At 75.1% G+C, this 25236-nt stretch carries 23 protein-coding genes; 8 read left to right on the forward strand and 15 right to left on the reverse strand.

All coding sequences use genetic code 11. The features are described 5' to 3' along the window. Positions 1-3: 3 nt before the first annotated feature. Positions 4-981 carry a slipin family protein gene (locus ACVWNX_RS31320; RefSeq protein ID WP_454411562.1) on the reverse strand — a complete coding sequence of 326 codons (978 nt, stop codon included), beginning with the start codon at positions 979-981 and terminating at the stop codon, positions 4-6. A 118-nt stretch (positions 982-1099) separates the two neighbouring features. On the opposite strand from ACVWNX_RS31320, the gene ACVWNX_RS31325 reads away from it, so the two are divergent. Together ACVWNX_RS31325 and ACVWNX_RS31330 are read left to right on the forward strand one after the other, a co-directional pair. Continuing rightward, positions 1100-1585 carry a DUF5709 domain-containing protein gene (locus ACVWNX_RS31325; protein ID WP_454411563.1) on the forward strand — a complete coding sequence of 162 codons (486 nt, stop codon included), beginning with the start codon at positions 1100-1102 and terminating at the stop codon, positions 1583-1585. A 195-nt stretch (positions 1586-1780) separates the two neighbouring features. Next, complete coding sequence (locus tag ACVWNX_RS31330; protein ID WP_454411564.1) at positions 1781-2305, forward strand: DinB family protein; 525 nt, start codon at positions 1781-1783, stop codon at positions 2303-2305. Between the two features lie 57 nt (positions 2306-2362). On the opposite strand, the gene ACVWNX_RS31335 is transcribed toward ACVWNX_RS31330, so the two are convergent. Next, the gene (locus tag ACVWNX_RS31335) at positions 2363-3589 is read right to left on the reverse strand and encodes a DUF4032 domain-containing protein (protein ID WP_454411565.1); all 1227 of its coding nucleotides are present in this window, start codon (positions 3587-3589) and stop codon (positions 2363-2365) included. Positions 3590-3797: 208 nt separating this feature from the next. Here ACVWNX_RS31335 and ACVWNX_RS31340 point away from each other — a divergent pair, with 208 nt between their 5' ends. Then, complete coding sequence (locus ACVWNX_RS31340; protein WP_454411566.1) at positions 3798-4151, forward strand: hypothetical protein; 354 nt, start codon at positions 3798-3800, stop codon at positions 4149-4151. Between the two features lie 550 nt (positions 4152-4701). Here ACVWNX_RS31340 and ACVWNX_RS31345 read toward each other — a convergent pair. Together ACVWNX_RS31345 and ACVWNX_RS31350 are read right to left on the reverse strand one after the other, a co-directional pair. Then, a complete protein-coding gene (locus tag ACVWNX_RS31345) occupies positions 4702-5988 on the reverse strand; it encodes a cation:proton antiporter (RefSeq protein WP_454411567.1) in 1287 nt (428 codons plus the stop codon). 4 nt (positions 5989-5992) lie between these two features. Beyond that, the gene (locus tag ACVWNX_RS31350; protein ID WP_454411568.1) at positions 5993-6463 is read right to left on the reverse strand and encodes a cation:proton antiporter regulatory subunit; all 471 of its coding nucleotides are present in this window, start codon (positions 6461-6463) and stop codon (positions 5993-5995) included. A 354-nt stretch (positions 6464-6817) separates the two neighbouring features. On the opposite strand from ACVWNX_RS31350, the gene ACVWNX_RS31355 reads away from it, so the two are divergent. Together ACVWNX_RS31355 and ACVWNX_RS31360 are read left to right on the forward strand one after the other, a co-directional pair. Beyond that, a complete protein-coding gene (locus ACVWNX_RS31355) occupies positions 6818-7783 on the forward strand; it encodes a HAMP domain-containing sensor histidine kinase (RefSeq protein WP_454411569.1) in 966 nt (321 codons plus the stop codon). After that, positions 7780-8550, forward strand: a complete 771-nt coding sequence (locus ACVWNX_RS31360; RefSeq protein WP_454411570.1) for a response regulator — start codon at positions 7780-7782, stop codon at positions 8548-8550. Before ACVWNX_RS31355 ends, ACVWNX_RS31360 begins: the two co-directional genes overlap by 4 nt. 270 nt (positions 8551-8820) lie before the next feature. On the opposite strand, the gene ACVWNX_RS31365 is transcribed toward ACVWNX_RS31360, so the two are convergent. The 5 genes from ACVWNX_RS31365 to ACVWNX_RS31385 all read right to left on the reverse strand — a co-directional run bounded on the left by ACVWNX_RS31365 (position 8821) and on the right by ACVWNX_RS31385 (position 13921). Next, complete coding sequence (locus ACVWNX_RS31365; RefSeq protein WP_454411571.1) at positions 8821-9276, reverse strand: peroxiredoxin; 456 nt, start codon at positions 9274-9276, stop codon at positions 8821-8823. A gap of 312 nt (positions 9277-9588) precedes the next feature. After that, positions 9589-10032 (reverse strand): SPW repeat protein, encoded by a 444-nt coding sequence (locus tag ACVWNX_RS31370; protein ID WP_454411572.1) that lies wholly within the window; start codon positions 10030-10032, stop codon positions 9589-9591. Positions 10033-10301: 269 nt separating this feature from the next. Further along, complete coding sequence (gene fabV, locus ACVWNX_RS31375; RefSeq protein WP_454411573.1) at positions 10302-11531, reverse strand: enoyl-[acyl-carrier-protein] reductase FabV; 1230 nt, start codon at positions 11529-11531, stop codon at positions 10302-10304. Positions 11532-11701: 170 nt separating this feature from the next. After that, positions 11702-13027 carry a serine hydrolase domain-containing protein gene (locus ACVWNX_RS31380; RefSeq protein WP_454411574.1) on the reverse strand — a complete coding sequence of 442 codons (1326 nt, stop codon included), beginning with the start codon at positions 13025-13027 and terminating at the stop codon, positions 11702-11704. 81 nt (positions 13028-13108) lie between these two features. Continuing rightward, positions 13109-13921, reverse strand: a complete 813-nt coding sequence (locus ACVWNX_RS31385; RefSeq protein WP_454415010.1) for a class I SAM-dependent methyltransferase — start codon at positions 13919-13921, stop codon at positions 13109-13111. Between the two features lie 494 nt (positions 13922-14415). Here ACVWNX_RS31385 and ACVWNX_RS31390 point away from each other — a divergent pair, with 494 nt between their 5' ends. Next, on the forward strand, positions 14416-15396 hold the full coding sequence (locus ACVWNX_RS31390) for a hydroxyacid dehydrogenase (RefSeq protein ID WP_454415011.1): 981 nt from the start codon (positions 14416-14418) through the stop codon (positions 15394-15396). Between the two features lie 111 nt (positions 15397-15507). On the opposite strand, the gene ACVWNX_RS31395 is transcribed toward ACVWNX_RS31390, so the two are convergent. From ACVWNX_RS31395 to ACVWNX_RS31405, 3 genes are all read right to left on the reverse strand, one after another. Then, on the reverse strand, positions 15508-16251 hold the full coding sequence (locus ACVWNX_RS31395; RefSeq protein WP_454411575.1) for an MBL fold metallo-hydrolase: 744 nt from the start codon (positions 16249-16251) through the stop codon (positions 15508-15510). Positions 16252-16584: 333 nt separating this feature from the next. Next, positions 16585-17097, reverse strand: a complete 513-nt coding sequence (locus tag ACVWNX_RS31400) for a lytic polysaccharide monooxygenase auxiliary activity family 9 protein (RefSeq protein ID WP_454411576.1) — start codon at positions 17095-17097, stop codon at positions 16585-16587. A 951-nt stretch (positions 17098-18048) separates the two neighbouring features. Next, a complete protein-coding gene (locus ACVWNX_RS31405) occupies positions 18049-19464 on the reverse strand; it encodes an amidase (protein ID WP_454415012.1) in 1416 nt (471 codons plus the stop codon). Between the two features lie 118 nt (positions 19465-19582). Between ACVWNX_RS31405 and ACVWNX_RS31410 the strand changes: the two genes are divergently transcribed. After that, positions 19583-20230, forward strand: coding sequence for a TetR/AcrR family transcriptional regulator (locus ACVWNX_RS31410; RefSeq protein ID WP_454411577.1), 648 nt, complete (start codon positions 19583-19585; stop codon positions 20228-20230). Between the two features lie 145 nt (positions 20231-20375). On the opposite strand, the gene ACVWNX_RS31415 is transcribed toward ACVWNX_RS31410, so the two are convergent. From ACVWNX_RS31415 to ACVWNX_RS31425, 3 genes are all read right to left on the reverse strand, one after another. Then, positions 20376-20855, reverse strand: coding sequence for a MerR family transcriptional regulator (locus ACVWNX_RS31415; RefSeq protein WP_454411578.1), 480 nt, complete (start codon positions 20853-20855; stop codon positions 20376-20378). 16 nt (positions 20856-20871) lie between these two features. Next, positions 20872-21873, reverse strand: a complete 1002-nt coding sequence (locus ACVWNX_RS31420) for an MDR family NADP-dependent oxidoreductase (RefSeq protein WP_454411579.1) — start codon at positions 21871-21873, stop codon at positions 20872-20874. A gap of 216 nt (positions 21874-22089) precedes the next feature. Then, the gene (locus tag ACVWNX_RS31425; protein WP_454411580.1) at positions 22090-22458 is read right to left on the reverse strand and encodes a hypothetical protein; all 369 of its coding nucleotides are present in this window, start codon (positions 22456-22458) and stop codon (positions 22090-22092) included. A 373-nt stretch (positions 22459-22831) separates the two neighbouring features. Between ACVWNX_RS31425 and ACVWNX_RS31430 the strand changes: the two genes are divergently transcribed. Beyond that, positions 22832-25210 (forward strand): phosphoketolase family protein, encoded by a 2379-nt coding sequence (locus ACVWNX_RS31430; protein ID WP_454411581.1) that lies wholly within the window; start codon positions 22832-22834, stop codon positions 25208-25210. The last annotated feature ends 26 nt before the right edge of the window (positions 25211-25236 follow it).

Raw genomic sequence — 25236 nt, forward strand, 5'->3', positions numbered from 1 at the left:
CCCTCAGGGCGGTGTGACGGCCGGAGGCCCTCCCGGGCCCACCGCCCCGTTCCCGGCGCCGCCCCCGTCCGCGTTGCCGTCGTTCCCGTTCCCGTTCCCGTCGCGGTCCCGGTCCTCGCCCTCGTGTCCGTCCCCGTCCCCGTTCCGGTCGTGGGGCGGGGCGGTCCGTCCGTCCGGGGCCGGGATGCCGGGCGGTCCGGGCGGCGGGGGCGGGACGTCGTCGCGCTGGGCCCGTTCCAGGAACCTCAGCAGCTCCACCGGGAACGGCAGCACCAGCGTCGAGTTCTTCTCGGCGGCCACCGCGACGACGGTCTGGAGCAGCCGCAGCTGCAGGGCCGCCGGTTGTTCGGACATCACCCCCGCCGCCTCGGCGAGCTTGCGGGACGCCTGCAGCTCGGCGTCGGCGTTGATCACTCGTGCCCGGCGCTCCCGGTCCGCCTCCGCCTGCCGGGCCATCGACCGCTTCATCGTCTCGGGCAGGGACACGTCCTTGATCTCGACCCGGTCGACCTGCACGCCCCAGCCGACGGCCGGACTGTCGATCATCAGCTCCAGCCCCTGGTTGAGCTGCTCGCGGTTGGACAGCAGATCGTCGAGGTCGCTCTTGCCGATGATCGACCGCAGCGAGGTCTGCGCCATCTGGGACACCGCGAACCGGTAGTCCTCCACCCGGATGATCGCGCCCACCGCGTCGACCACCCGGAAGTAGACCACCGCGTCCACCCGCACGGTCACGTTGTCCCGGGTGATGCCCTCCTGCGCGGGCACCGGCATCGTCACGATCTGCATGTTCACCTTGTGCAGCCGGTCCACCACCGGCACCACCATGGTGAAACCGGGCTCCCGCACCCCGCCGTACAGCCGCCCCAGCCGCAGCACCACGCCCCGCTCGTACTGCTTGACCACCCGGGCCCCGGCGGCCGCGTAGACGCCCGCGACCCCGATGAGCCCGACGGCGGCTCCCACCAGCTCCGCGATCATGACGACCCCCAGACGTCCGAGTCGTCCCCCCGTACCAGGGTATGCCCGCCGTCCACCGGGGGCCGGGGAGCGGGTCCACGGGTTTGCGTGACGGTGGCCCGGGTGGACGATGGAAGGCATGGAGCGTGACAACGGCCGGGGCGATGACGTCTATCAGCCCGACGGCTCCGAGGTGCAGGACGACGAGGGGCTGCTGGACGCGGCGGACACCCTGGTCGACGACGGCGTGGACGACCCGCTCGACCGGGGCTACTCCCCGCCCGACCGGCCGCGCGTCGTGGACCGCGACGACCTGACCTTCGCCGACCAGCTGCGCGGCGAGAGCCTCGACGAGCGGCTGGCCGGGGAGCTGCCGGACGTCGGCCCCGCCGAGGGCGACGGCATCGGGGACACCACCGACACCGACGGCGAGCCCCGTGACGGGGAGGTCGGTTCGGTGCGCGCGGGACGGCTGGTCTCCCCGGACGAGGGCGCCCACGAGAACACCGTCGGCGACCTCGTCGCCCAGGACGTCGGGATCGACGGGGCGGCGGCCTCGGCGGAGGAGGCGGCCGTGCACCTGGTCGATCCGGAGGACGAACGCGCGGCCCGCGACGGCTGGTGACCCGCGCCGGGGCCCTTCCGGCCGGGGAGCCGGGCGAGCGTCCCTTCCGTCCCCGGTCCGGAGACTCCGGCCGATCGTCCCTACCGCCCCCCGCCCCCCGCCCCCGCCTCCGTTTCGGTCCCCGCGCCCGCGCCCGCTTCCGGGGCGCCGGAAAAGCGGTGTCCTCCGGCCCGGCCGCCGTGATGGGGTCGGCGGGTGACCACGACCCGCATCGATCTGCTTCGCTGGCAGTCCGACCTGACCTGGGCCCTCTTCGCGTACCACCTGGAGCGGCTCCAGCCCGCGGACTTCCTCGCCGAACCCCCCGTCGCCCACGTCTGGACCGTGCGCCCCGCCCCCGACGGCACCTGGGTGCCCGACTGGGCGGACTCCGAACCGGACCCCGTCCCCGTCCCGACCGTCGCCTGGCTGACCTGGCACATCGGCTGGTGGTGGTCGACCACCCTCGACCATCTGGCGGGCCGGACGCCCCCGGAACGCGCCGAGGTCACCTGGCCCGGTGACGGCGCGGCGGCCGTGGCATGGCTTCGGGAGCTGCGGGCGCGGTGGACCACCACCCTCGACGGCCTCGCCGACACCGACCTCGACGCCCCCGCGTCCTTCCCGGCGGACGACCCCGGGTACACCGTCGCCCACCAGCTGGCCTGGGTGAACGCGGAGCTGATGAAGAACGCCGCCGAGATCGGCCGGGCCCAGTTGCTCCTGCGCGCGGCGTCCTGACCGGCCCCCGCGACGTTCCGCCCGCCCCGGACGCGCCCCGGACGGCGGGCCCGGCGCTCAGTCCGCCGTCGGGTCCGCCACCACCGGGGGCCGCCAGTTCGCCACGTAGTCGAGGGCCGCCGTGTCGAGCCCCACCTCGTGCTCGGCCTCCTCGGACAGCCGCCAGCGGTGTTCGAGCAGCTCGTGGAAGATCTGCGCCGGGTCGATCTGCCCCCGGATCCCCACCGGGACCGACCGCACCGTGGGCCGGAACACCTCCCGCACCCAGCGGTGGGCCAGCACCTCGGGGCGGGCGCCCAGCGGATCGCCGGGCGCGTAGTCGTCCTGGGTCGCCATCCAGCTCTCCAGGTCGCACAGCAGCCGCCGGGCCTGGTTCTCCTCGGTGTCCAGACCGGTGAGCCGCAGCAGCTGGCGCTGGTGGTGGCCCGCGTCGACGACCTTCGGCACGAAGGTGACGGTGTCGCCCGTGTCGCCCTGGCTGATCTGCATCTCGGCGACGTCGAACCCGAGGTCGTTCAGCCGCCTGATCCGCCGGTCGATGTAGTGGCGCTTGCCGACCGGGTACACCGACCGCCGGGTCAGCTCCGTCCACAGCTCCTCGTACCGTCCGAGGATCGTGGTGCCGAACTCCACCGGGTCCACCGACGGGTGCAGCGCCCCGGCGGCCTCCAGGTCCATCAGCTCGCCGGCGATGTTCACCCGGGCCAGGTCCACGTCGTAGGTCCGCTGGCCGTCGCTGAGCCGCTCGTGCATCTCCCCGGTCTCGGCGTCCACCAGGTACGCCGCGAACGCCCCCGCGTCCCGCCGGAACAGGGTGTTCGACAGCGAGCAGTCGCCCCAGGCGAACCCCGCCAGGTGCAGCCGCACCAGCAGCACCGCCAGCGCGTCCATCAACCGTCCCATGGTGGACGGCCGCATCGTCGTCTCGAACATCGAGCGGTAGGGCAGCGAGCCCTTCAGATGGCGGGTGATGAGCACCGGCTCCAGCGGCTCACCGGCCTCGTCCACCCGCCCGGTGACCACCGCGAGCGGATCGACCCCGGGTATCCCCAACCGGTCGAGTACCCGGAGCAGTTCGTACTCGCGCAGCGCGGGCCGGGCGGCCAGCTCCTTGACGGCCACCACCTCGTCCCCCGCGCGGGCGTAGCGCACCACGTGCCGGGAGATGCCGCGCGGCAGCGCCACGAGATGTCGCTCGTCCCAGTGTTCGAGCGGGGTGTCCCAGGGCAGATCGAGGAGGAGGGCCGGATGCTCGGGATTGGTGGCGCTGATCTGAAGAACCATGGACCGTAAGCTACTGGCCGGGAAATCCGGGGTGGGCGCCGGTGGCCGTCAGGGGGAGCGACGGCCCGTGCGGCGAGGCTCCGACACAGTGGACACATCCCCTCGTACCAGTGGAAAAGGTGTGCCAGGGGGTGGCGGGAACGGCGAGGAGGGCGGACACGTGCGGTGGCGTTTGCTGAGTGCCGGAGCGAGACCGGTCCCCGAACCCGTGGCGACGTCACGGGTGTGGGCGGGCGCCTTCCTCGGCTCGGGCCTCCTGGTCGGCGTCCTCAACCAGGTCGCGGGCCCGGGCGATCCCTCGGTGCACCTGGTCGCCCTGTCGGTGCTCGCCGCGGCGCTCGGCGCCCGGGCCCGGCTCGGCGCCGCGCCCGGTATCGCCGCGCTGTGCTGGCTGTTCTTCAACGCCTTCGGCATTCCGCCCGCCGGGGTGCTGACCTGGAGCGCCTCCGTCGACCTCCAGCGGATGTCGCTTCTGCTGGGCGCGGCGCTCACCGGCATGGTGGCGGCCCGGGTGGTCAGCGCCCGCACCGCGTACCGACGGATATCCCCGCCGCCCCGGTAGCCGCGGGAGCGGTCCCACCGACGCGTCGGGGAGCGGCCGCTCTCCGGGTGGGAGCGCTCCGGCGGCCACGGCCGGCACCGTTCTGTTCTGTCCTGTTCCGTCACGGTCCAGGGGCTCGCGGGGCGGTCGGGACCCGCGAGCGGTTCCGGCCGCCCCGCGCCCGCCCGTCGGCCGCGCCCGCCCGTCGGCCGCGCCCGCCCGTCGGCCGCGCCCGCCCGTCGGTCATGCCTGCCGACTGGCCATGCCCGGCCGCCGGACCCGCCCGCCCGGGTCGTTGGTCCGTCCGCCGCCCGCACGTCCGGTCAGTCGGGGGACATCCGTCCGCCCCGGGGGCGTCCCGTCCGGCCTGGGGGCGTCCCGTCCGGTCGGGGTGCGTCCCGTCCGGTCGGGGGCGGGCGTCCGTGAGCGGGTCCCCGGCCCGTCCGCGTCCGGCCCGTTCGGGTCCGGCCCGTTCGGGTCCGTTCGCGTCCGGGCGGTCCGGTACGGGGACGGACCGGACGCCGGGTTCCCCGGTCGTCCGCCCCGCGGGACGGACGACCGGGGGCGGCGCTCACTCCGCGACCGGGGACCTCTCCGCCTCCACGGCGGCGCTCCCGTCGGTCTTCGACAGCGCCATCGGCTGCGGGGGCACCGGGGAGCCCTCCCCGGGACCGGCCGTCGGACCGTCCCCCCGCCGCTCGCGCAGCAGCGCGGTGACACGTGACGCCACGGGCTCCGTGTAGCGGGCGGTCACCGGACCGATCACCACCAGGATGAAGACGTACGCGGTCGCCAGCGGACCCAGTGACGGCTCCACCCCCGCCGCCACCGCGAGACCCGCGATGACGATGGAGAACTCGCCGCGCGCCACCAGGGTGCCGCCCGCCCGCCAACGTCCCTTGACCCCGACCCCGGCCCGCTTCGCCGCCCAGTAACCGGTGGCGATCTTCGTCCCGGCGGTGACCACGGCCAGCGCCAGCGCGGGCAGCAGCACCGGCGGAATGCTCGCCGGATCCGTGTGCAGTCCGAAGAAGACGAAGAAGACGGCGGCGAACAGGTCCCGCAGCGGACTCAGCAGGGTGTGGGCGCCCTCGGCCACCTCGCCGGAGAGCGCGATGCCCACCAGGAACGCGCCGACCGCCGCCGACACCTGGAGCTCCTGCGCGATCCCGGCGACCAGGATCGTCAGCCCCAGCACCACCAGCAGCAGCTTCTCCGGGTCGTCGCTGGAGACGAACCGGGAGATCACCCGCCCGTAGCGCACCGCCACGAACAGCACCAGACCGGCCACGCCCAGCGCGATGGCCAGCGTCACGCTGCCCGCCGCGAGCGACACCCCGGCGAGCAGCGCCGTGATGATCGGCAGGTAGACCGCCATCGCCAGGTCCTCCAGGACCAGCACGCTGAGGACCACCGGGGTCTCCCGGTTGCCGACCCGTCCCAGGTCCCCCAGCACCTTGGCGATCACCCCGGACGAGGAGATCCAGGTCACCCCGCCCAGCACCACGGCGGCCACCGGACCCCAGCCCATCAGCAGCGCGGCGGCCGCGCCGGGCAGCGCGTTCAGCGCGAAGTCCACCGCCCCCGCCGGGTACTGCGTCTTCAGGTTCGACACCAGGTCGCTCGCCGTGTACTCCAGCCCCAGCATCAGCAGGAGCAGGATCACCCCGATCTCGGCCCCGGTCGCCACGAACTCCTCGCTCGCCCCGAGCGGCAGCAGCCCGCCCTCGCCGAACGCGAGCCCCGCCAGCAGGTACAGGGGTATGGGCGAGAACTGGAACCGGCCCGCGAGACGTCCGAGCAGGCCGAGGGCGAGGATGATCGCACCGAATTCGATCAACAGGACCGCGGAATGCACGCGCTCACTCCTGCCCGAGGATCGTCGCGGCCGCCTCGACGCCCTCACGGGTGCCGATGACGATCAGGGTGTCGCCACCCGCGAGCCGGAAGTCCGGGGCGGGGGACGGGATCGCCCCCGAGCGCCGCAGCACCGCGACGACCGACGCACCGGTCTCCGTCCGGATGCGGGTGTCGCCCAGCACCTTGCCGTTCCACAGCGAGACCGCCGCCACCTCGATGCGCTCGGCCACCAGGCCCAGGTCGGTGGTGTGCAGCAGGCTGGGGCTGTGGTGCTCCGGGGTCAGCGCGTCGATCAGGGCCGCCGCCTCGCCGCTGGTCAGATGGGTGGAGTGGGCGCAGGCGTCCGGGTCGTCCGACCGGTACGTGTTCACCGTGCGGGTGCCGTCCCGGTGGGCCACCACCGACAGGTGCTGGTGCTCCCGTGTCGTCAGGTCGTACTGGACGCCGATCCCCGGCAGGGGTGTCGTGCTCATCCGTGGAGCAGGCACTGCCTGTCCCCCCTCGTTCGTCGTATCACTCTGTCTCGATGGGCGCCGATCGCCGATCGAACGGGCCCAAGTCGATCACGCCGACCGACCGCCCCCGCCCCCGGCCCACCGGACGGGCCGTCCGGGGGCGCCCCCGCACCGGCGCGGACACCGGTGCCGCCCCGGTCCCGGGGCCGCCCCATGCTGTCATCAGCGCCCCGCCGCCGACATGGGTGTCAGCACGGATGGACGGGCCCCGGCCGACGGGCGACACTGGCCGGGGAGAGGTCCGCGCCGCGGGTCCGGGGCCGTGGCGGGACGCACCGCCACGCGCACGCACGAGAAAGGGTACGGGGAGCGTTGTCGCTGTTCTGGCGGATCTTCCTGCTGAACGCCGCCATGCTGGTCGTGGTGGCCGTCCTGCTGCTGGGACCGGTGACCGTCTCCACGCCCGTCCGGCCCGGCGAGGCGCTCGCCGTGGTGGGCGGCCTCGCGGTGCTGCTCGCCGTCAGCGCGGTCATCCTGCGCATCGGCCTCGCCCCCCTCAAACGCCTCAGCCGCGCCATGGCCACCGCCGATCTGCTGCGCCCCGGCGGACGGCCCCCGGTGACCGGCCCCGCCGAGATGGCCGAACTGATCGGCACCTACCACACCATGCTGGACCGGCTGGAGCACGACCGGGCCAGCAGCACCGCCCGGGTGCTGTCCGCCCAGGAGGACGAGCGCCAGCGCATCGCCCAGGAACTGCACGACGAGATCGGCCAGACCCTCACCGTCGTCCTGCTCCAGCTCCGCCGGGTCGCCGACCGCGCCCCCGCCGGACTGCGCGAGGAGGTCGAACTCGCCCAAGAGGCCACCCGGGGCAGCCTGGACGAGATCCGCCGGATCGCCCGGCGGCTGCGCCCCGGGGTGCTCGACGAACTCGGGCTGACCAGCGCGCTGCGCGCCCTCGCCGCCGAGTTCCCGGACCACCACGTCGCCGTCCGCACCCGCGTCCTGGGCGCCGAGACCGCCCCCGCCCTCGACCACGACACCGAACTCGTGGTGTACCGGGTGGCCCAGGAGGCGCTCACCAACGCCGCCCGGCACGCCCGCGCCGAACAGGTCACCGTGGAACTGCGCCGTGCCCCGGGCCGTACCGAACTGCGGGTCACCGACGACGGCCGGGGCCTCGAAGGGGCCCGTGAGGGCTCGGGCATCCGGGGGATGCGCGAGCGGGCCCTGCTGATCGGCGCCGAACTGACGGTGGCGCCCCGGCCCGGCGCGTCACCGGGCACCGAAGTGCTGCTCCGCGTCCTCGAACCGGTGGAGGGAACCGATCCATGACCACGCCCGAACCGGGCTCCGGCCCACGGCCCCCGGGCCGCGGGCCCGTACCGCCGTCGCGCTCCGCCCGTCCGGCCGCGCCGCCCGGCCCCGGACGGCCCGCCGCCGGGGCCCGGGGCGTCCCCACCCGGATCCTCCTCGCCGACGACCACGCCCTGGTCCGCCGGGGGGTGCGGCTGATCCTCGACGGGGAACCCGACCTCGCGGTGGTCGCGGAGGCCGGGGACGGCGCCGAGGCGGTGGCCCGCGCCCGCGCCACCCCCGTCGACCTCGCCATCCTCGACATCGGCATGCCCCGGATGACGGGCCTCCAGGCCGCCCGGGAACTCCTCCGCCGCCAGCCCCGGCTGCGCGTCCTCTTCCTGACGATGTACGACAACGAGCAGTACTTCTTCGAGGCGCTGAAGGTCGGTGCCAGCGGTTACGTCCTGAAGTCGGTGGCCGACCGGGACCTGGTGGAGGCGTGCCGCGCCGCCATGCGGGACGAGCCCTTCGTCCACCCGGGCGCGGTGCCCGCGCTGGTGCGCGGCTATCTGGACCGGGTGCGGCGCGGCGAACGGCTCCCGGCGCGGACGATCACCGAGCGGGAGGAGGAGATCCTCAAGCTGGTCGCCGAGGGCCACACCTCGAAGGAGATCGCCGATCTGCTGGTCATCAGCGTGAAGACGGTGGAGCGGCACCGGGCCAACCTGCTCCAGAAGCTCGGCCTCAAGGACCGGCTGGAGCTGACCCGGTACGCGATCAGGGCCGGGCTCATCGACCCCTGACCCCCGTCCGTCCGTCTCCCGCGCCCTCTGCCCGGACCGTCCGCCTCCCCGCGCCGTCCGTTCCCGGCACCGCCCGTTCCCGGCACCGCCCGTATCCGGCACCGCCCGTTCCCGGCACCGCCCGTATCCGGCACCGCCCGTATCCGGCGCCGTCCGGCCCCGATCGGTCCAGAGCCCGTCGTCGGACCCGGTGACCGGCCCGCGCGGTCCGGCCCCGGGGCCGGTGCGGAGCCACCCGGTCCGGCCCCGGTCCGTGCGGTGGACGGCCGTTCAGACGACGGCCTCCCGCACCGCCGCGAGCGCCCGGTCCGCGTGCGCGTTCATCCGCAGTTCGCTGCGGACGACCTCCAGGACCGTGCCGCCGGACCCGATGACGAAGGTGACGCGCTTGGTGGGCGCCAGGGAGAACCCCCGCCGCACCCCGAACCGCTCCCGCACCGTCCCGTCCGGGTCGGCGAGCAGCGGATAGCCGAGGGAGTGCCGGTCGGCGAACTCCTTCTGACGGGCCACCGCGTCCCCGCTGACGCCCACCGGCTGGGCGCCCGCCGCCCGGAACTCCGCCGCGAGGTCCCGGAAGTGGCACGCCTCGGAGGTGCAGCCCGAGGACAGCGCGGCCGGGTAGAAGAACAGCACCACCGGTCCCCGCCGGAGCAGGTCGAAGAGGGTGCGGGGGGTTCCCGTCTCGTCCGGGAGCGTGAAGTCGTCGACCGTGTCACCGACGTTCATGCCGGGGTACGTCCCTTCGTCGGGCTCCGCCCGGACGCCGCCGCTCGGACGGCGGGCGTGGACGGGGCGCGGGGCACCGGACGGAACGCCGGTGTCCCGCCGGACGCTAGCCCGCCACGGGCCGCTCGCGCGAGTGGGCCCCGGGCCGGGGCACCGGGGCCGTGGGGGTGGAGGCCACCGGCCGGTCCGTCAGCGCCGGACCGGCGGGCGGCCCTGCCGGGGAGGGGCGGGTGCGGAAGGCCGCCTCCGACGTGGACGGCGGGCGGCGCGGGCGGGGTCGCCGGGCCGTCGGCCGGGGGCGGCGGCGGTCGGTCAGCCTCTGCCGCGACCGCCCCGCAGGGACGCGGCCACGCACACCAGACCCAGGAGGAAGGTGAGCGCGCCGACGATGACGTTGTTGACGATGACGCCGGTGTCGGGGCTGCTGCCGACCACCCAGGGGGCGATGACCAGCCAGGCACCCATCGCGCACATCGCCCAGCTCAGGCCGTACATCCTGGCGGGCGTCACGGTGAATCCGAGGGCCAGCACCGCGATGGCGATGCCCATGATCAGGTTGTGGGTCGCCAGGGTGGGCTGACCGGCCGCGAAGTGGACCGTCCACGGGGAGATGGCGCAGTACAGACCGAGCAGGAACACCGGTCCGTCCACGAGCACCACGTCGCGGCCACCGAGTACGCGTTCGTACCGGGCCCGCATTTCGGAAGCGTCAGGGTGGGAGGTGATGTCCGCCCTGTGATGTGAGACGTCGGCCATGAGACTCGACTCCTTCGTTCCACACGTCCGGCCGCGTTGGCGCGGCGGCGCGTGCCGCCTGTGTCGATATGTCCATAGTGCTCTTATTTTTTGGTGATGTGTAGGGAGGGGAGCGGGGGATTTCCCGGCGGAAACGGAGGCCCGCCCGCCGTCGACCGGAGGCGCGGCCGAGGGCCGCGACCGGTGACCGCCGGGCGGAGCCGCGCCCCCGGCCCGGCGGCGGAGGCACCGGACCGGCGGCGGAGCGGCGGCCCGGACCGACCGGTGGATCAGGGAGCGGGGACCGGAGTGGGAACGGGCCAGGGCGCGTCGGTGGCCACCGGGGCGGTGTAGTCCACGCCCGGCACCGAGAACCCGTACAGCCGCCGCACTTCGGCGCGGAACCAGTCGAGGTCGGCGAGATCGGCGATGGTGTCGGTGGTGGCCGCCGCCCAGCGCTCGGCGACGGCCGCCTGGACGTCCTCGGCGAGTTCCCAGGTGTCCAGCCGGACGCGGCCCTCCTCGTCCGGATCGAGCGGCGCCACTCCGGTGAGACGGTCCCACAGCGAGGCGAGCTGACGCACCGGCGGGACCAGTTCCGCTCCGAGGACGCCCCGCAGCAGCCCGGTGTACAGGGCGATCCCGGGGATGGCGGTGGAGGACTGGGTGACGGCGGCGCCGTTCACCGAGGTCACGGCCCGTCCGCCGACCGTCGCGCGGAGCCGCGCGTCCAACGCGCGGGCGGTGGCCTCCAGATGGGCCTTGGCCGCGCCGATGGTCCCCCGGCGGTAGATCGCCGCAGTCAGCGGCGAGCCGATGTACGACAGCGCGGCGGTGGTGAAGCCCTCCCCGAGCAGGCCCCGGGCGGCCAGCCGGTCGATCCAGCGCTCCCAGTCCGCGCCGCCCATCACGGCCACGGTCCGCTCGACGTCGTCGCCCTCGGCCGGAGCCGTCTCGACCTCGCGGACCTCCGGCTCGCCCCGGTCGTCGAAGACCAGGGTCTTGGTGCGGTGCGCCCCGCCGATCGGCTTGAGGACGGAGGCGTGGACGGCACCGGTGTCGGGATCGGTGCGCCGGGGCGCGGCCACCGAGTAGACCAGATGGTCCAGCCGGCCGCCGAAACGCCGTTCGACGAGGTCGGCGACCTCGTCCTTGACGGCGTCGGAGAACGCGTCGCCGTTGACGAAGACCAGGTCCCGCCCGGCGTCCCGGGCGATCCCGGCGGTGGCGACCGTGCGGTACCAGCCCGCCGTGGCGGTGCGCCGCGCGGTGGGCGCCTTCTCGAAGGAGACCATGACGCCCCGGATGCCCGCGCGCTTCAGCCCGGCCAGTACGGCCGCCAGACCGTACCCGGCGGAGGACCCGACGATCAGTGCCACGGGTCCGGCGCCCTCCTCCGGCGGGTCGGCGGGCGCGGGGCACCGTGACCACATGTCGGCCACGAGCCGCTCGCAGCCCGCCGGATGGGAGTCGAGGAAGAGGAAGCCCCGGTTGCGGGGGAGGAGAACGCGCTCGCTCACGATTCGGTCCTTGGGAGACGGTGACGTCGACGGAACGCGGCGACCGGCCGGGCCGCCGTGTGCTGCGAGTCTGCGCCAGCGCGGGCGTCCCCGGCGGTCCCGCCGGGGACAAGGTTCGCGGCCCGGTCTTGGAGCGTTCCCCCACTTCCGTGGCGGTGGGAGCCGCGCGGTCACGGTCCTCCGGCGCCGCCCCCGCCCACGGTGTCCGTCCCGCACCGCTGGTCGCCGCGCGGGTGGCCCCGCAGCCCCCCGGCGTCGTCGGGCCAGCGGCCCCCGGTCAGCGCCGCGAGGACGCGCAGCGTCATCCGCTGCTGCCGCGCGTCCCGTCGCACCGGGGTGAACGACCAGGCGACGTGCCGCGCCCGGTCCGGGGTGCTGAAGATCCCGGCGTTGTAGCCGAAGGTCTCACCCGTCTTGCCCCAGAAGGTCACCCCGCCGACCGTCGCGGTCTGGAGTCCCATCCCGTACCGCGCGGGGGTTCCGTCCGTCATCAGGACCGGGGGCGTGGTCATCATCCGCCGCAGTTCCGCGCGGGGCAGCAGCCGTCCCGCGAACAGCGCGGTGAGGAAGCGTTCGAGGTCGCCGAGCGAGGACACCATCCCTCCGTCGCCGTAGGAGGAGGAGACATGGCACTCGGTGATGTCGGCCAGCCGTCCGTCACTCATCTCCAGGTAGCCCCGCACGTGGGGGCCCCGCAGCCCCGTCTCGTCCCCGGGGAACCAGGTGTCCCGCAGCCCCAGGGGCCGTACGATCCGCCGGGTGGCCTCCACCCCGTACGGGCGGCCCGTGATCCGTTCCACCACCTGCGCGGCGAGGACGAAGTTCGCCCCCCGGTACTGCTGGAAGTCCCCGGGCCTGAACGCCAGCTCCCCCCGGGTGAACCGCGCCACCAGCTGACGGGGCGTCACCACGTCGAAGCGGTGCGCGAGGACGCCCTCCGGGGTGGAACGGTCCGGCAGCCCGGGCCCGCTCTCGGGAGGCAGTCCGCTGGTGTGGGTCAGCAGATGGGCGACGGTGATCGGAGCGTAGGACTCCGGCAACAGGTCCGGCAGGACGGAACGCACCGGGGTGCCGAGCCCGAGGCGGCCCTCCCGGACGAGTTGGAGCACCACCACCGTCGCGAACGCCTTGTTCACGCTCCCGGTGCGGATCTGGTCGGTCGGCCGGGGAGCACGTCCGGCCGTCAGACCGGTGAGCCCCGAGGAGCCGTACCAGCCTCCGTCCGGGCCGCCCGCGGCCACCTGGGCGCTGGTAGACCGGGGGTCGGTCAGATCGCCGATCGCGGCCTGGAGCGCGGCCGGGGAGAGGGGCGGCACGGGGGAGCGTCCGCCGCCCGGCGCGGACGGCGGGCCACCGGCGGCGGCCCGGGCCCGCCCCGCGCCGGTGGCGGCGACCGCCCAGGCGGCGAGGGCGGTGCCCAGCAGGAGGCGGCGGGACGGACGCGCGGCCCGGGGGACGGCGGCGGACGGAGGGGTGGTTCGTCGGGGTTCTGTCATGCCGTCCACCGTTCCGTCCCGGTGGGGTGACGGACATGGGGGATCGCCCTGCCCGGACCCCGGGATGACGGGCCGGGTGCCTCAGGGTGCGGACGCGCGCAGCGCGAACAGGTGCGGGACGCGCGGCGCCCCGTCCGGCAGCCGCCACCAGCCGGACGGCGTGCGGACCATGCCGGGCCACCGGGGCCAGGGCAGTTCCCCGTGTTCCCGCAGCACCTCGATCCGCAGCCCCGCGCCGACCACCGCGTTCACCACCTCGCCCAGTCCGTGCGCCCACTCGTAGCTGTCCGTCGCGCCCTCGACGGCCGGGCCGTCCGTGTACGTGTACCGGGCGTCCCGCCGGATCGCGCCGCGCCCCGACAGGTAGTCGTGCCGCAGCAGCAGTTCCGGACCCTCCCCCTCGCCGGGCTTGGGGCCCAGCGCGTTGAGCAGGGGATGGAACTCGACCACGTAGAACCGTCCGCCCGGCCGCAGCAGCCGGGCCACCGTGCGCGCCCAGCGGTCCAGGTCCGGCAGGTAGCACAGGGCGCCCTTGCCGGTGTAGACCACGTCGAACCGCCTTCCCTCCAGGGCCTGTTCGGCGTCGTACACATTCCCTTCCACATAGGCGACGTCCGCTTCGGCCCGGGCCGCGATGTCCCGGGCGGCGGCCACCGACGCCCCCGACAGGTCGAGTCCCACCGTCCGGGCCCCGCGCTCCGCGAACGCGAGGGTCTCGGTCCCGAGGTGGCACTGGAGGTGCACCAGGTCCCGCCCGTCCAGCGGCCCCAGGTCGTCCCATTCGAAGGGCGCGAACCAGCGGGCCGGGTCCGGTTCCCCGTCCAGTCCGTAGAAACGGCTCGCCACGTGGACGGGGGTGCGCGCGTCCCAGTTGGCCCGGTTGACGCCCATCATCCGGAGCGCCTCTTCGGGCAGGGCGGCCGTCGGAAGGTCCGGACCCCCCTCTCCCCGCTCCCGGCGAGGGGCGTCCGGTCCGTCGGAGTCCTGGCCCTCGCCCCGGTCCTTGCCCTGGTCCTCGATCGCGTCGGTCATGTCCCCATCGAACCGCACCGATCCGTTCCCCGGGGCGGAACCCGCGCGATCCGGGGCGCGTTCTCCGGGCCCGCCTTCCCGGACCGGGCTTTTCCCCGGGGTCCCGGCCCCGGCGCCGTCCCCCTGACGCCTCCGGGGTGAACATCCGTCCGTACCGCGTCAGTTCACCCCGGACGCCGTCTTGACCGTTCCCGGAAGGGCCTTCAGGATGCCCGTACCCGCGCGAGGTGGGCGGGTACGGACCGGCCGTCCGTGACGCGGCGGGCCCGTCCCGATCCGAGAGGCGAGCGACACCCTTGACCCCGACCGGCGAGAGCGCCATCACCGCGACGGCCCGCCCCCGCGCCGCCGTCGCCATGTCCCAGCAGGCCGCGACGGCCCTCCTCGAACCGGAGGTGCTGGCCGCCCTCGCCGCCGTCTGCGACCTCCAGGCACTGCCGGTCCTCGACGACTTCGGCACCGAGCACGCCCGGGCCGCCCTCGCCGACGTCGAACTCCTCGTCACCGGCTGGGGGTGCCCACCCCTGGACGGCGCCGCCCTGGACGCGGCGCCCGCTTTGCGCGCGGTCGTCCACACGGCCGGTTCGGTGCGCCACCACATCACCGAAGCCTGCTGGGACCGGGGCATCGAGGTGTCCTCGGCGTCCGTCGCCAACGCGCTGCCCGTCGCCGAGTACACCGTGGCGATGATCCTGCTCTCCGGCAAACGCGTGGTCGAACGGGCCCGGGCCTACCGGGGGCTGCGCGCCCGCGACGAGGGGTACGGGGTGTCGCGGACGGACGGCAACTACCGCCGCTCGGTGGGCGTGTTGTCGGCCTCCACCATCGGACGACGGGTGCTCGAACTCCTGGGCCCGTACGACCTCGAACTCCTCCTGTACGACCCCTTCGTCACCGACGCGGAGGCCCGGGCCCTCGGCGCCCGTCCGGTGGGGCTCGCGGAACTCTTCACCGCCAGCGACGTGGTGAGCGTCCACACCCCGCTGCTGCCCGAGACCGAGGGGCTGGTCAGCCGGGCGCTGCTCACCTCGATGCGGCAGGACGCCGTGCTGGTCAACACCGCCCGGGGCGCGGTCGTCGACCAGTCCGCCCTGACCGAACTCCTGCTGACCGACCGGCTGCGCGCGGTGCTCGACGTCACCGACCCCGAAGTGCTGCCGCCCGACCATCCGTTGTGGGAGTGCGACAACGTGCTCATCACCCCGCACCTCGCGGGCTCCCAGGGCAACGAGTGGCGGCGGCTGGCCGATCTGGCGGTCGCCGAGGTGGGCCGCTGGGCGGCGGGCGACGGCTTCGCCCACCCGGTGCGACGCTCCCGGCTGCCCTACACGGCCTGACTCCGGGCCTGACCCCTGACTCCGGTCCCGGGCCCGTGACCAGTGCGGCCGGACCGGCGCGGCTGGGCCCCGGACCGTGCGCGAGGCCCCGGCTCCGGCCGCGTGCGCGGATCAGCCGCCGCCCGCCCGGGCCGCCGCCTCGGCGACCGGCCCCCGGTGCACCGGTCCGTGTCCGGGCAGCAGGACGTCCCCGGCCAGCCCGGCGATCACCTCCAGGGAGGCGAGGGCCCGGGCCCGCTCGTGGTCGAACATCGGCGGCAACAGCTGCGGCCCCCGGACCCGCGACGTGGGGTGCCCGCTGACCAGGGCGTCCCCCGAGACCACCACGCCCGCCGCCGGGAGGTGGTAGACGCAGTGCCCCTCGGTGTGGCCGGGGGTGTGCACGGGCACCGGCCGCCCCGGCAGGTCCAGCGTGCCGGTCGGGGCGAACTCCCGGGGCTCCGTCACCGGGTTCCGCCGTGTCCCCCCGGCGCGCACCGCCCGCACCGCCCAGGGGAGCACCCCGGGCCGCCAGGCGTTCGCGAGGACGGTGCCCACGCCGACCTGGTGCAGGAACTCCCTCCGGGCGTGCGGCACTTCGAGGGGATGCAGCAGGACCGGGGTGCCGTAGGTCCGGTTCAGGTACTCGGCCGAGCCGAGGTGGTCGTTGTGGGCGTGGGTGACGAGGACCGCGACCACGTCCTCCGGGGCGCGCCCCAGCTCCGCCAGCGAGGCGAGCAGCCGGGGCCGGTCGGCCGGGTAGCCGGTGTCGACGAGGGTGACGGCGTCGCCCTCGACGAGGACGACCCAGTTGGTGTCGCCGCCGCGCACCAGGTGCACTCCGGGTGCCGCTGTCACGATCGTCGCCGCCGCCATGCCGTTCCTCCCGCGCCGTACGGGCCCCTGGGGGCCGGTCGCGGTCCGGGCCGGGCGACCGGGACCTGCGGCAGGGTACGCGACGGGGCCGGGTGGCGCGGGTCCGTTCCGGCGGAGCGCCCGGCGTGTCCGGCGTCCACGGCGTGTCGGGCGGGTCGGCCCTGCCGGGGTTCCCCGCCGCTGTCGTGCCGCGTGCGCGCGCCGGACAAGGGTTCCACGCGGTTCGGGCACGGTTCGGGCATGGGCCACGTGCCGCGCCGCCGTGCTCGGGGAGCCACGGCGGCGCGGGGTCGCCCGGGGGAGGGCGGCCGGTGTCAGACGGTGCGGGCGGGGTCAGCGCACATTGACGTCGATGCAGGCGTAGAAGGCGTTGGGGGTGTCCGCGATGTTCCACACCGCGAGGACCTTCTGCCTGCCCGAGGTGCCGAGGTTGACCGTGTGGCTCACCGTGGCCCCGGGCTGCGCGCCGCCGTCGTTGAACTCCGCGACCTTGCGACCGCCGACGTAGTACTGCCAGGTGCTGGTGGCATGACGGGCCGTCAGCCGCCACTGGAACTGAGTGGTCCGGTTCACCGGGGTGACCGCCCAGTTCTTGCCGTCGTTGTCCAGCTCGGAGAAGCGGGCGTTCCCGCCGCTGCAACTGCGCAGCCCCTTGGGGCCCTCCACGCTCTGGGGCTCGTACTTGATGTCGCCGCAGCTGATGGTCCTGGCGGCGCACTGCGCCTGTCGGCTGGGCGGGGACGAGACGTAGCCGTGCGCGCTGGCGGAGGGGGCCGGGAGGCTCAGGGCGATGGCGGGGGCGAGCGCCGCGCCGATGATCGCGGCGGTCTTCTTCCTGGTGTGCATGGTCTCTCCTTCGCTTCAGGCCGTCCCCGACCCCCGCCCCGGTGTGTGGGGAACCGGGGCGGGGTGCGGGACGACCACTCGTGGGTGGGGCCAGGAGCGGTGGCGGCGGGTGCCCGGCAGGGGGCGGGGCCGCGTTCGGAAGGATCGGAAGGATCGGTTCTGCGGTGTTCCTTGGCCCAGACCATACCGATGGCGCGAGGAGCGTCAAGGGGGGTGTGGTGGGCCCGCCCCGGCGCCTGCGAAACGCTCGGATTATCCGGATGCGCGCTCTCTGGGCGGGAGGGGACGGTGCGGCGAAGGGGGAGGAAAGCGGAGGAACCGCCGCTGGTGTTGCCGGAAGGTGAACTGGTTCTGTGGGCAACCGTTCACGGCATCCCCGCGTGGTGTCCACTTCTCCTCCGGGATTCCTCCCCGGTTCCTCCAGGACTCCCGTCGATCCGGCCCGGGATCCTCGCTGACGGCTGACGGCTGACGGCTGACGGCTGACGGCTGACGGCTGACGGCTGACGGCTGACGGCTGACGGCTGACGGGGCCGGTCCCGGTGGCGGTCGGCGCGGTCGACGGACGGTCGGCACCGTCGTCCCGGCGCGCTGACGGCGCGACCGGCGCGCGTACCCGGCCCCGGTGGCGCCCGCGTAGCGCCCCCCGCCCCGAACGCTCCCGCCGAAGCGGCGAAACCCGCCAGCGGTCGGGGCGTACCCACGGGCGCCGGAGCGTCCGTCCCGCTCCGGCGCGCCGGGGCCGGACGGGGCGCGCGCGGGCTCCACCCTCACGGGGCGACCGGCGCGCGGCACGTGCCCGCACGGCGCGCCGCACGTCGTCCACGCCCCGCGCGCGGGGTCGGGCCGGGTGGCCGGGTGGACCGGGGGGAGCCCCCGGAGCCGTGGGACCGGTGGAGGCCATGGAGTCCGTTCCCGCAGGCCCGGTCGTGGAGCCGTGCGGCGGGGCGGTCAGCCGGAAGGGTCCACCGGAGTGAGCGTTCCGTGGCGGGCCTCCACCGCGCGGGCGGCGGCCAGGCACAAGTCCTCGCGGAAGGCGCGCCCGATGATCTGCACCCCGGTCGGCAGTCCGTCGCGCACCCCGGTCGGGACCGCCACCGAGGGCACCCCCACGAAGCTGGTCACCGTGCACAGACGCATTCCGGTGCCGACGCGTTCCCGGCCCGCCCGGTCGCGTGACTCCAGCCCCGGTTCCACCGGCGGTTCGGTGAACACCGGGCCCAGCAGCAGCGGATACGCGTCCAGGAACTCCGCCCAGCTCCGTCGGATCCCGAGCCAGGTCCCCATCAGTCGCACCAGTTGGGCGGAGGTCGCGGGCGGGGTGCTCCGCATCGTCATGTCGATGTAGCGGGCCCCGTCCTCGCCGAGCAGGGCCCGCACCGCGGGCCAGGCGGGGGCGAACTCGGTCATGGTGACGCGGTGGTAGGCGTCCAGGGCCTCGTCCAGCAGGGGGACGTCCGCGACCTCCCGCACCTCGTACCCGGCGTCCCGCAGCGCGTCGGCCGCCCCCGCGACGGCCGCCGCGACCGTGGGGTGGACGCCGTGGCCGCCGGGGTCGGTCACCACCGCGACCCGCACCGGTCCGTCGAGCGGCGGACCGGTCAGGGGCACCGGTACGGCACGGGGGTCGCGAGGATCGGTTCCGGCCAGCGCCTCGTACGCCAGTCGGAGGTCCTCGACGGTGCGGGCCAGTGGGCCTTCGGTGACGAGCGCCTGCGAGGCGGGTCCGGGGTCGTCGGGGCCGATGACGCGTTGGTCGGCGGGGATCCGTCCCGTGGTCGGCTTCAGGGCCGCCGTCCCGCAGAACGCCGCCGGGATCCGCAGGGAGCCGCCGGAGTCGTTGCCGAGCCCGAGCGCGGCCATGCCGGTCGCGACGGCCACCGCGTCGCCGCCGCTGGAGCCGCCGGGGGTGCGGCCCGGGTCCCAGGGGTTGAGGGTGTCGCCGAAGAGTTCGCTGCGGGTGTGCACCCCGGCCAGGACCAGGGTGGGCATGTTCGCGTGCCCGATCGGTATCGCCCCAGCGGCCCTCAGCCGTGCCACCGGGATGGCGTCGGCGGGGGCCACCAGGTCCCGGAAGCGGGGCGTGCCGAACGTGGTCGGCACGCCTTCGACGGGAGTGGTCTCCTTCACGGTGAACGGGACCCCGGCCAGCGGGCCCGGGTCCTCGCCCGAGGCCAGCCGCCGGTCCACGCCCTCAGCGTCCGCGCGGGCCCGTTCGGCGAACGACCGGGTGATCGCGTTGAGCCGCGGATTCACCTCGGCGACCCGGGCCAGATGACCGTCGATCAGTTCGACGGCCGACACCCGGCCCTCGCGTACCGCAGCCGCCTGCGCGGCGGCCGACCAGCTCCACGGGGCGTCCGACACGGTCGCCACCTCCCTCTTTCCTGTTCCGATGCGATTGCATCGGAACCGTAGCCTAGGATCGATGCGAGCGCATCGGAAAAGATGACGGACGAAGGCGGAAGGAAGGCGACGGGACGACATGCCCAGACAGGTGGACCACGCGGCGAGACGGCGGAGGATCGCCGAGGCCGTCTGCCTCCTCATCGACCGGCACGGGCTGGAAGGCGTGACCCTGCGGGACGTGGCCGTCCGCGCCGAGGTCTCCATGGGCGCGGTCCAGCGCTGTTTCCGTACCAAGGACGAGATGCTGCTGTTCGCGCTCGGCCACGTCGGTGCGCGGATCGCCGAACGGGTGCGGACCCGGCTCGGGGTGAGCCCCGCCCAGTCCGCCGCCACCGCCCTCGGGCACGCGGCGGCCGAGGTCGCGCTGACGGCCGACGGCGACCGGACGGAGGCCCGGGTGTGGCTCGCCTTCGTCGCCCGGGCCGCGGTGGACGAGTCGCTGGCCGCCGCCCTGCGCTCCGGCTGCACGGCTCTGGAGGACCTCTTCGCCCGTCTCGTCGCGGAGGCCGCCGGGAGCGGCGCTGCGGAGGTCGCCGACGGAGGCCCGGACGGCCCGACCGGTGAGGAATCCGTCGCGCGGCGCGAGGCCCGGACGCTGATCGCCCTCGCCGACGGCCTCACCTGCCAGGTGCTGATCGGTCATCTCACCGCCGCGCGGGCCGAAGAGGTCCTCCACGGACACCTCGTCGCCCTCTGGGAGCGTCTGGGGGAGCGCCGGGGGTGAGCCCGGCGGGCGGGCACGGCCTCACGTCCTCCCCGGAGGGCGGCGGCCACTGGTGAACCGGTCGGTCCCTACCGGTGAACCAGCAAGTCCTCACAGACGGATCAGTCGGTCCCCACTGGTGAACCGGACGATCCAGTCTGGAGGGTCAGCGTTCCGGTCCGGTGCCCGGTCCGGACACGTCCCGACCGCCCGCCGAGCCTGCCGCGTCCGCCGAGCCCGCCGCGTCCGGAGCCTCCGCCGCATCCGGAGCGTCCGGAGTGCCGCCGGGCCGGTGCCCCGCCGCCGCGAGGCTCCGCCGCAGTCGCGTCAGACGCGCGATCTCCGTGTCCAGGGTCGCCAGCCGTCCGGCCACCACGTCACCGAAGCCGTCCCGGCGGCCGTCGCGGCAGGCCGACGGGTCCCGGACCAGGACGTCCAGCCGGTGGGCGCGGCGCCGCAGGTCCTCCAAGGTCAGGCCCAGCGCCAGCAGTTCGCGGATGACCCGGACCCGGGCCACCTCGGCGGGACCGTACTTGCGGTGGCCGGACGGGGTGCGGGGCGGGGGCGGCAGCAGACCACGGGCCTCGTACAGGCGCAGGGCGCGCGCCGTGGTGCCCGCAGCCGCCGCTGCCTCGCCGATCCGCACGTCCGCCCACCCCGTCCTACGGTTCCACGACCATCGCCCCGAAGGAGCGGCCCGCGATCAGCAGGGGCAACGCCTCCGGGGCGCGGTCCATTCCACGGAGCGGGGTGTACGGGAAGCGGATGGCGCCGGTCCGCAGCCAGTCGCCGAAGCGGGCCTTCCACTCCGCCTCGACGTCCGGGTGCTCGACGCCGCTGTAGCCCGCGATCGTCATCCCCTTGACCACCACCGGGAACACGTCGAGCGAGACCGGCGCGGTGCCGCCCGCCCGGCCGGGGTCCAACTGCCCGTCCAGCGCGCCCACCAGGGCGAACCGGGCGCCCCGGTTCGCCACCTGGACGGCGGCCGCCAGCTGGGCGCCGCCCACGGTGTCCAGGACGACGTCGATCCCGTCCGGCGCGGCCTCGGCGAGGCGCGCGCCGAACGCGGTCGCGTCGCGCGGGACGGTGGCGTCGTAGCCGAGTTCCCGTTCCAGCCGCCGGGCCTTGTTGGGCGAGCCGGTGCTGCCGATCACCCGGGCGGCGCCCAGCAGCCGGGCGATCTGGCCCGCGAGGGTGCCCACCGCCCCGGCGGCCCCGGTCACCAGCACGGTGTCCCCCGCGCGGACCCGGGCCAGCCGGGTCAGCGCGCCGTACGCCGCCGAACCCTGGGCGAGGTGGGCCACCGGATCGGGCAGGGCGTCGTCCAGCGGTTGACACTCGGCGACGGCCGGGGTCGCGTACTCCCGCCAGCCCTGGAGGTGCAGCACCCGTCGGCCCTTCTCCAGCGGACCGTCGACGACCTCGCCGATCGCGGGACCGAACAGGGTGTCGCCGGGGCGCAGCGGCGGCAGCGGGACGTCGCGGGCCTCCCCGCCGATGAGGGTGCGCAGACCGGGGAAGACGAGGAAGTGGGTGGTGCGGACGAGTAACCGGTCCGCCGTGGGGCGGGGCAGGGGCTCCCGCACCAGGGCGAAGTCGTCGGGAGTGGGCAGTCCGGCGGGGCGCCGGACCAGGCGTACGAGGCGATGGGTGCTCTGCATGGCCGGAGGCTAGGTCCTGACCCGTGGGTCAAGGTCAAGCCCCGGCCGCCGGACACCCCGTGGCGGCTCCCCGGCTTCCGGCCCGTGACGGTTCCGCCGCCGGAAACCCGTGGCCGGTTCCCGCCGCCGGGAACCTCGTGACGGTCCCGCCGCCGGGAAGGCGTGACAGGGGCGCGTAACGCCGGGGTCGCGTGCCGGGGGACTGACCAGAGGACGTCAGCCGCTGCGGAGCAGCAGCTCCACCTCCTTCTCCTGGTCCCCGGCGGCCCTGCCCTCCTGGGCCACCGTGAACGCCGCCGCCAGCGCCGCCCGCAGCCGGTCCACGGCCAGATAGCCGCCCTGGGCCTCGGCCGTGACCGTGCCGTCCAGCGCGGTCGCCGGGGGTGCCCGGCGGACCCGGGTGGTGTCGAAGGTCGCCGACCAGACGGACGGCCGTCCGCCCGCCGCGTCCTGGGGCGTGTCCTCGGGCCCCCGGTCGCACTCGAAGACCGAGCGCAGGACCCCGAAGACGGTACCCGCGTCGTCCTTGGAACAGTCGCTCAACTCCACCACGACCTCCGCCGCGGGATGTGCCGTGCCGTTCACGATGGGTCATCCCCTCTCCTGGGTCCGCCGGGCGCCCCGGGCCGGAACGTCCGGGGGCGCGGGCCGGTCGGCCGGTCGTCGCGGGACCCGCCCTTACCAGGCTCTCCCCCCGGAGCCACGGCGGCGAGCGGAGCGGGACGGCGCGCACCGGGACCGTGCGCCGGAGCGCCATGACCACGTGTCCAGCCGTGGCTACCGCATCACGCTGAGGAATCCCTACGGAGGGGAATCGCCCGGTGTCGTACGGGGCACGTGCGACACCATGTCCCCCGCGCGTACGGCGGGCCGTCCGCGTTGCGTGCCCGGCCCGCCGGAGCCAGGGTCGAGGAACCATCCGTACGACGCACGCCGACGCACCTGGAGATGAGGCCCCATGCCGGACGTCCGCACCCCGGCCCCCACCGTACTCACCGACGCCGAAGCGGCCGCGCTGGACGCCCACTGGCGGGCCGCGAACTACCTGGCCGTCGGGCAGATCCACCTGAGCGCCAATCCGCTGCTGGCCGAGCCGCTGCGCCCCGAGCACATCAAGCCCCGACCGCTCGGACACTGGGACACCTCACCCGGGCTGAACCTCGTGCACACCCACCTCAACCGGGTGATCCGGGCCCGTGACCTCGAAGCGCTGTGCGTCTGGGGGCCGGGCCACGGCGGACCGGCCGTCCTCGCCAACTCCTGGCTGGAGGGCAGCTACTCGCAGAGACACCCCGACGTCACCCGGGACGCCGACGGCATGGCGCGGCTGTTCCGCCGGTTCCCGTTCCCCGGCGGGGCGCCGGGCCACCTCGCCGCCGACGCCCCCGGCCCGGTCCACGGCGGCGGGCCGGGGTACTCCCTCGCCCACGCCTACGGCGCCGCCTTCGACAACCCGGGGCTGCTGGTCGCCTGCGTCATCGGGGACGGCGAGGCCGGGACCGGCCCGCTCGCCGCCTCCTGGCACGCCAACAAGTTCCTCGACCCGGTCCGCGACGGGGCCGTCCTGCCGGTCCTCCACCTCAACGGCCACCGGACCGGCAACCCGACCGTGCTGGCCCGCCTCCCCGAGGACGAGCTGGACGAACTGCTGCGCGGCTACGGGTACCAGCCGCTGCACGTCGGCGGGGACGACCCGCTGACCGTGCACCACCTGCTGGCCGCCGTCCTGGACGAGGCCCTCGACCGGATCGACACCTACCAGCGGCGGGCCCGGGAGGGCCGCTGCCCCGAACGCCCCCGCTGGCCCGTGATCGTGCTGCGCACCCCCCAGGGCTGGACGGGCCCGGCCGGGGTGCCCGTCGAGAACACCCGGCGCGCCCACCAGGTGCCGCTGGCCCGGGTCCGCGAGGACCCGGCACACCTCCGGCTGCTGGAGGAGTGGCTGCGCTCCTACCGGCCGGAGGAACTCTTCGACCCGGCCGGCCGTCCCACCGAGGAGGTGCTGTCCTGTGTGCCCCGGGGCTCCCGGCGGCTCGGTTCCTCCCCGCACGCCAACGGCGGCCTGCTGCTGCGCGAGCTGCCGATCCCGCCGCTGGAGGAACACGCCGTCGCCGTCGACAAACGCGGCACCGCCCCGCACGAACCCACCCGGGTCCTCGGCGGACTGCTCGCCGGAGTGATGCGGGACACCGCCCGGCGCAGGGACTTCCGGGTCGTCGGACCCGACGAGACCGTCTCCCACCGCCTGGACGCGCTCTACGAGGTCACCGCCAAGGCGTGGCAGGGCGAGTTCCTGGACACGGACGAGGACCTCGCCCGGGACGGCCGGGTCATGGAGGTCCTCTCCGAACACCTCTGCCAGGGCTGGCTGGAGGGCTATCTGCTGACCGGACGGCACGGGGTGTTCTCCAGCCACGAGGCGTTCGCCCACACCGTGGACCCGATGGTCGACCAGCACGTCACACGGTTGCGGGCGGCCCGCCGTCTGCCGTGGCGACGCCCCGTCGCCTCCCTCAACTACCTCCTCACCCCGCAGGTGTGGAGCCAGGACCACGATGGCTTCTCGCACCGGGACCCCGGCTTCGTGGACCATGTGCTCGACAAGAGCCCGGAGGTCGTCCGCGTCTATCTGCCGCCGGACGCCAACACCCTGCTCGTCACCGCCGACCACGTGCTGCGCAGCCGGGACCTCGTCAACGTCGTGGTCGCGGGGCAGCGGCCGTCCTTCGACTGGCTCACCCTCGACGAGGCCCGCGCGCACTGCGCCCGGGGCGCCGGGGCGTGGGAGTGGGCGGGGACGGAGACGCCCGACGGGACGGCGGGACCCGACGTGGTGCTGGCGTGCGCCGGGGACGTGCCGACCCTGGAGGTGCTGGCCGCCGCCGACCTGCTCCGCCGCCATCTGCCGGAGCTGTCGGTCCGGGTGGTCAACGTGGTGGACATCGCCCGGCTGCTGCCGTCCGGCGAACACCCGCACGGCATGACCGACGCCGCGTACGACGCGCTGTTCACCCCGGACAAGCCGGTCGTCTTCGCCTACCAAGGCCATCCGTGGCTGATCCACCGGCTCACCCACCGCCGCACCGGCCACCACCGGCTGCACGTCCGGGGCTACACGGAGCGGGGCGCCACCACCACGCCCTTCGACACGGTCGTCCGCAACGACCTGGACCGCTACCGGCTGGTCATGGACGTGGTGGACCGGGTGCCCGGACCGGGCACCCGAGCGGTGGCGCTCCGGCGGGCCATGGCCGAGGTCCGGACCCGGCACCACGCCTGGATCCGGGCCCACGGCACGGACCTGCCGGAGGTCGCGGAGTGGACCTGGACGGGGTGAGCGCCGCCGCCCCGGTCCGCCCCCGC

Source organism: Streptomyces sp. JNUCC 64 (assembly GCF_054484115.1).

What these genes read in the sequence shown, in the direction of transcription:
- ACVWNX_RS31320 (WP_454411562.1), bottom strand. Translation starts at nt 981, where the DNA reads ATGATCGCGGAGCTGGTGGGAGCCGCCGTCGGGCTCATCGGGGTCGCG.
- ACVWNX_RS31325 (WP_454411563.1), top strand. Translation starts at nt 1,100, where the DNA reads ATGGAGCGTGACAACGGCCGGGGCGATGACGTCTATCAGCCCGACGGC.
- ACVWNX_RS31335 (WP_454411565.1), bottom strand. Translation starts at nt 3,589, where the DNA reads ATGGTTCTTCAGATCAGCGCCACCAATCCCGAGCATCCGGCCCTCCTC.
- ACVWNX_RS31350 (WP_454411568.1), bottom strand. Translation starts at nt 6,463, where the DNA reads ATGAGCACGACACCCCTGCCGGGGATCGGCGTCCAGTACGACCTGACG.
- ACVWNX_RS31360 (WP_454411570.1), top strand. Translation starts at nt 7,780, where the DNA reads ATGACCACGCCCGAACCGGGCTCCGGCCCACGGCCCCCGGGCCGCGGG.
- ACVWNX_RS31365 (WP_454411571.1), bottom strand. Translation starts at nt 9,276, where the DNA reads ATGAACGTCGGTGACACGGTCGACGACTTCACGCTCCCGGACGAGACG.
- ACVWNX_RS31370 (WP_454411572.1), bottom strand. Translation starts at nt 10,032, where the DNA reads ATGGCCGACGTCTCACATCACAGGGCGGACATCACCTCCCACCCTGAC.
- ACVWNX_RS31380 (WP_454411574.1), bottom strand. Translation starts at nt 13,027, where the DNA reads ATGACAGAACCCCGACGAACCACCCCTCCGTCCGCCGCCGTCCCCCGG.
- ACVWNX_RS31385 (WP_454415010.1), bottom strand. Translation starts at nt 13,921, where the DNA reads ATGATGGGCGTCAACCGGGCCAACTGGGACGCGCGCACCCCCGTCCAC.
- ACVWNX_RS31390 (WP_454415011.1), top strand. Translation starts at nt 14,416, where the DNA reads ATGTCCCAGCAGGCCGCGACGGCCCTCCTCGAACCGGAGGTGCTGGCC.
- ACVWNX_RS31395 (WP_454411575.1), bottom strand. Translation starts at nt 16,251, where the DNA reads ATGGCGGCGGCGACGATCGTGACAGCGGCACCCGGAGTGCACCTGGTG.
- ACVWNX_RS31400 (WP_454411576.1), bottom strand. Translation starts at nt 17,097, where the DNA reads ATGCACACCAGGAAGAAGACCGCCGCGATCATCGGCGCGGCGCTCGCC.
- ACVWNX_RS31410 (WP_454411577.1), top strand. Translation starts at nt 19,583, where the DNA reads ATGCCCAGACAGGTGGACCACGCGGCGAGACGGCGGAGGATCGCCGAG.
- ACVWNX_RS31420 (WP_454411579.1), bottom strand. Translation starts at nt 21,873, where the DNA reads ATGCAGAGCACCCATCGCCTCGTACGCCTGGTCCGGCGCCCCGCCGGA.
- ACVWNX_RS31430 (WP_454411581.1), top strand. Translation starts at nt 22,832, where the DNA reads ATGCCGGACGTCCGCACCCCGGCCCCCACCGTACTCACCGACGCCGAA.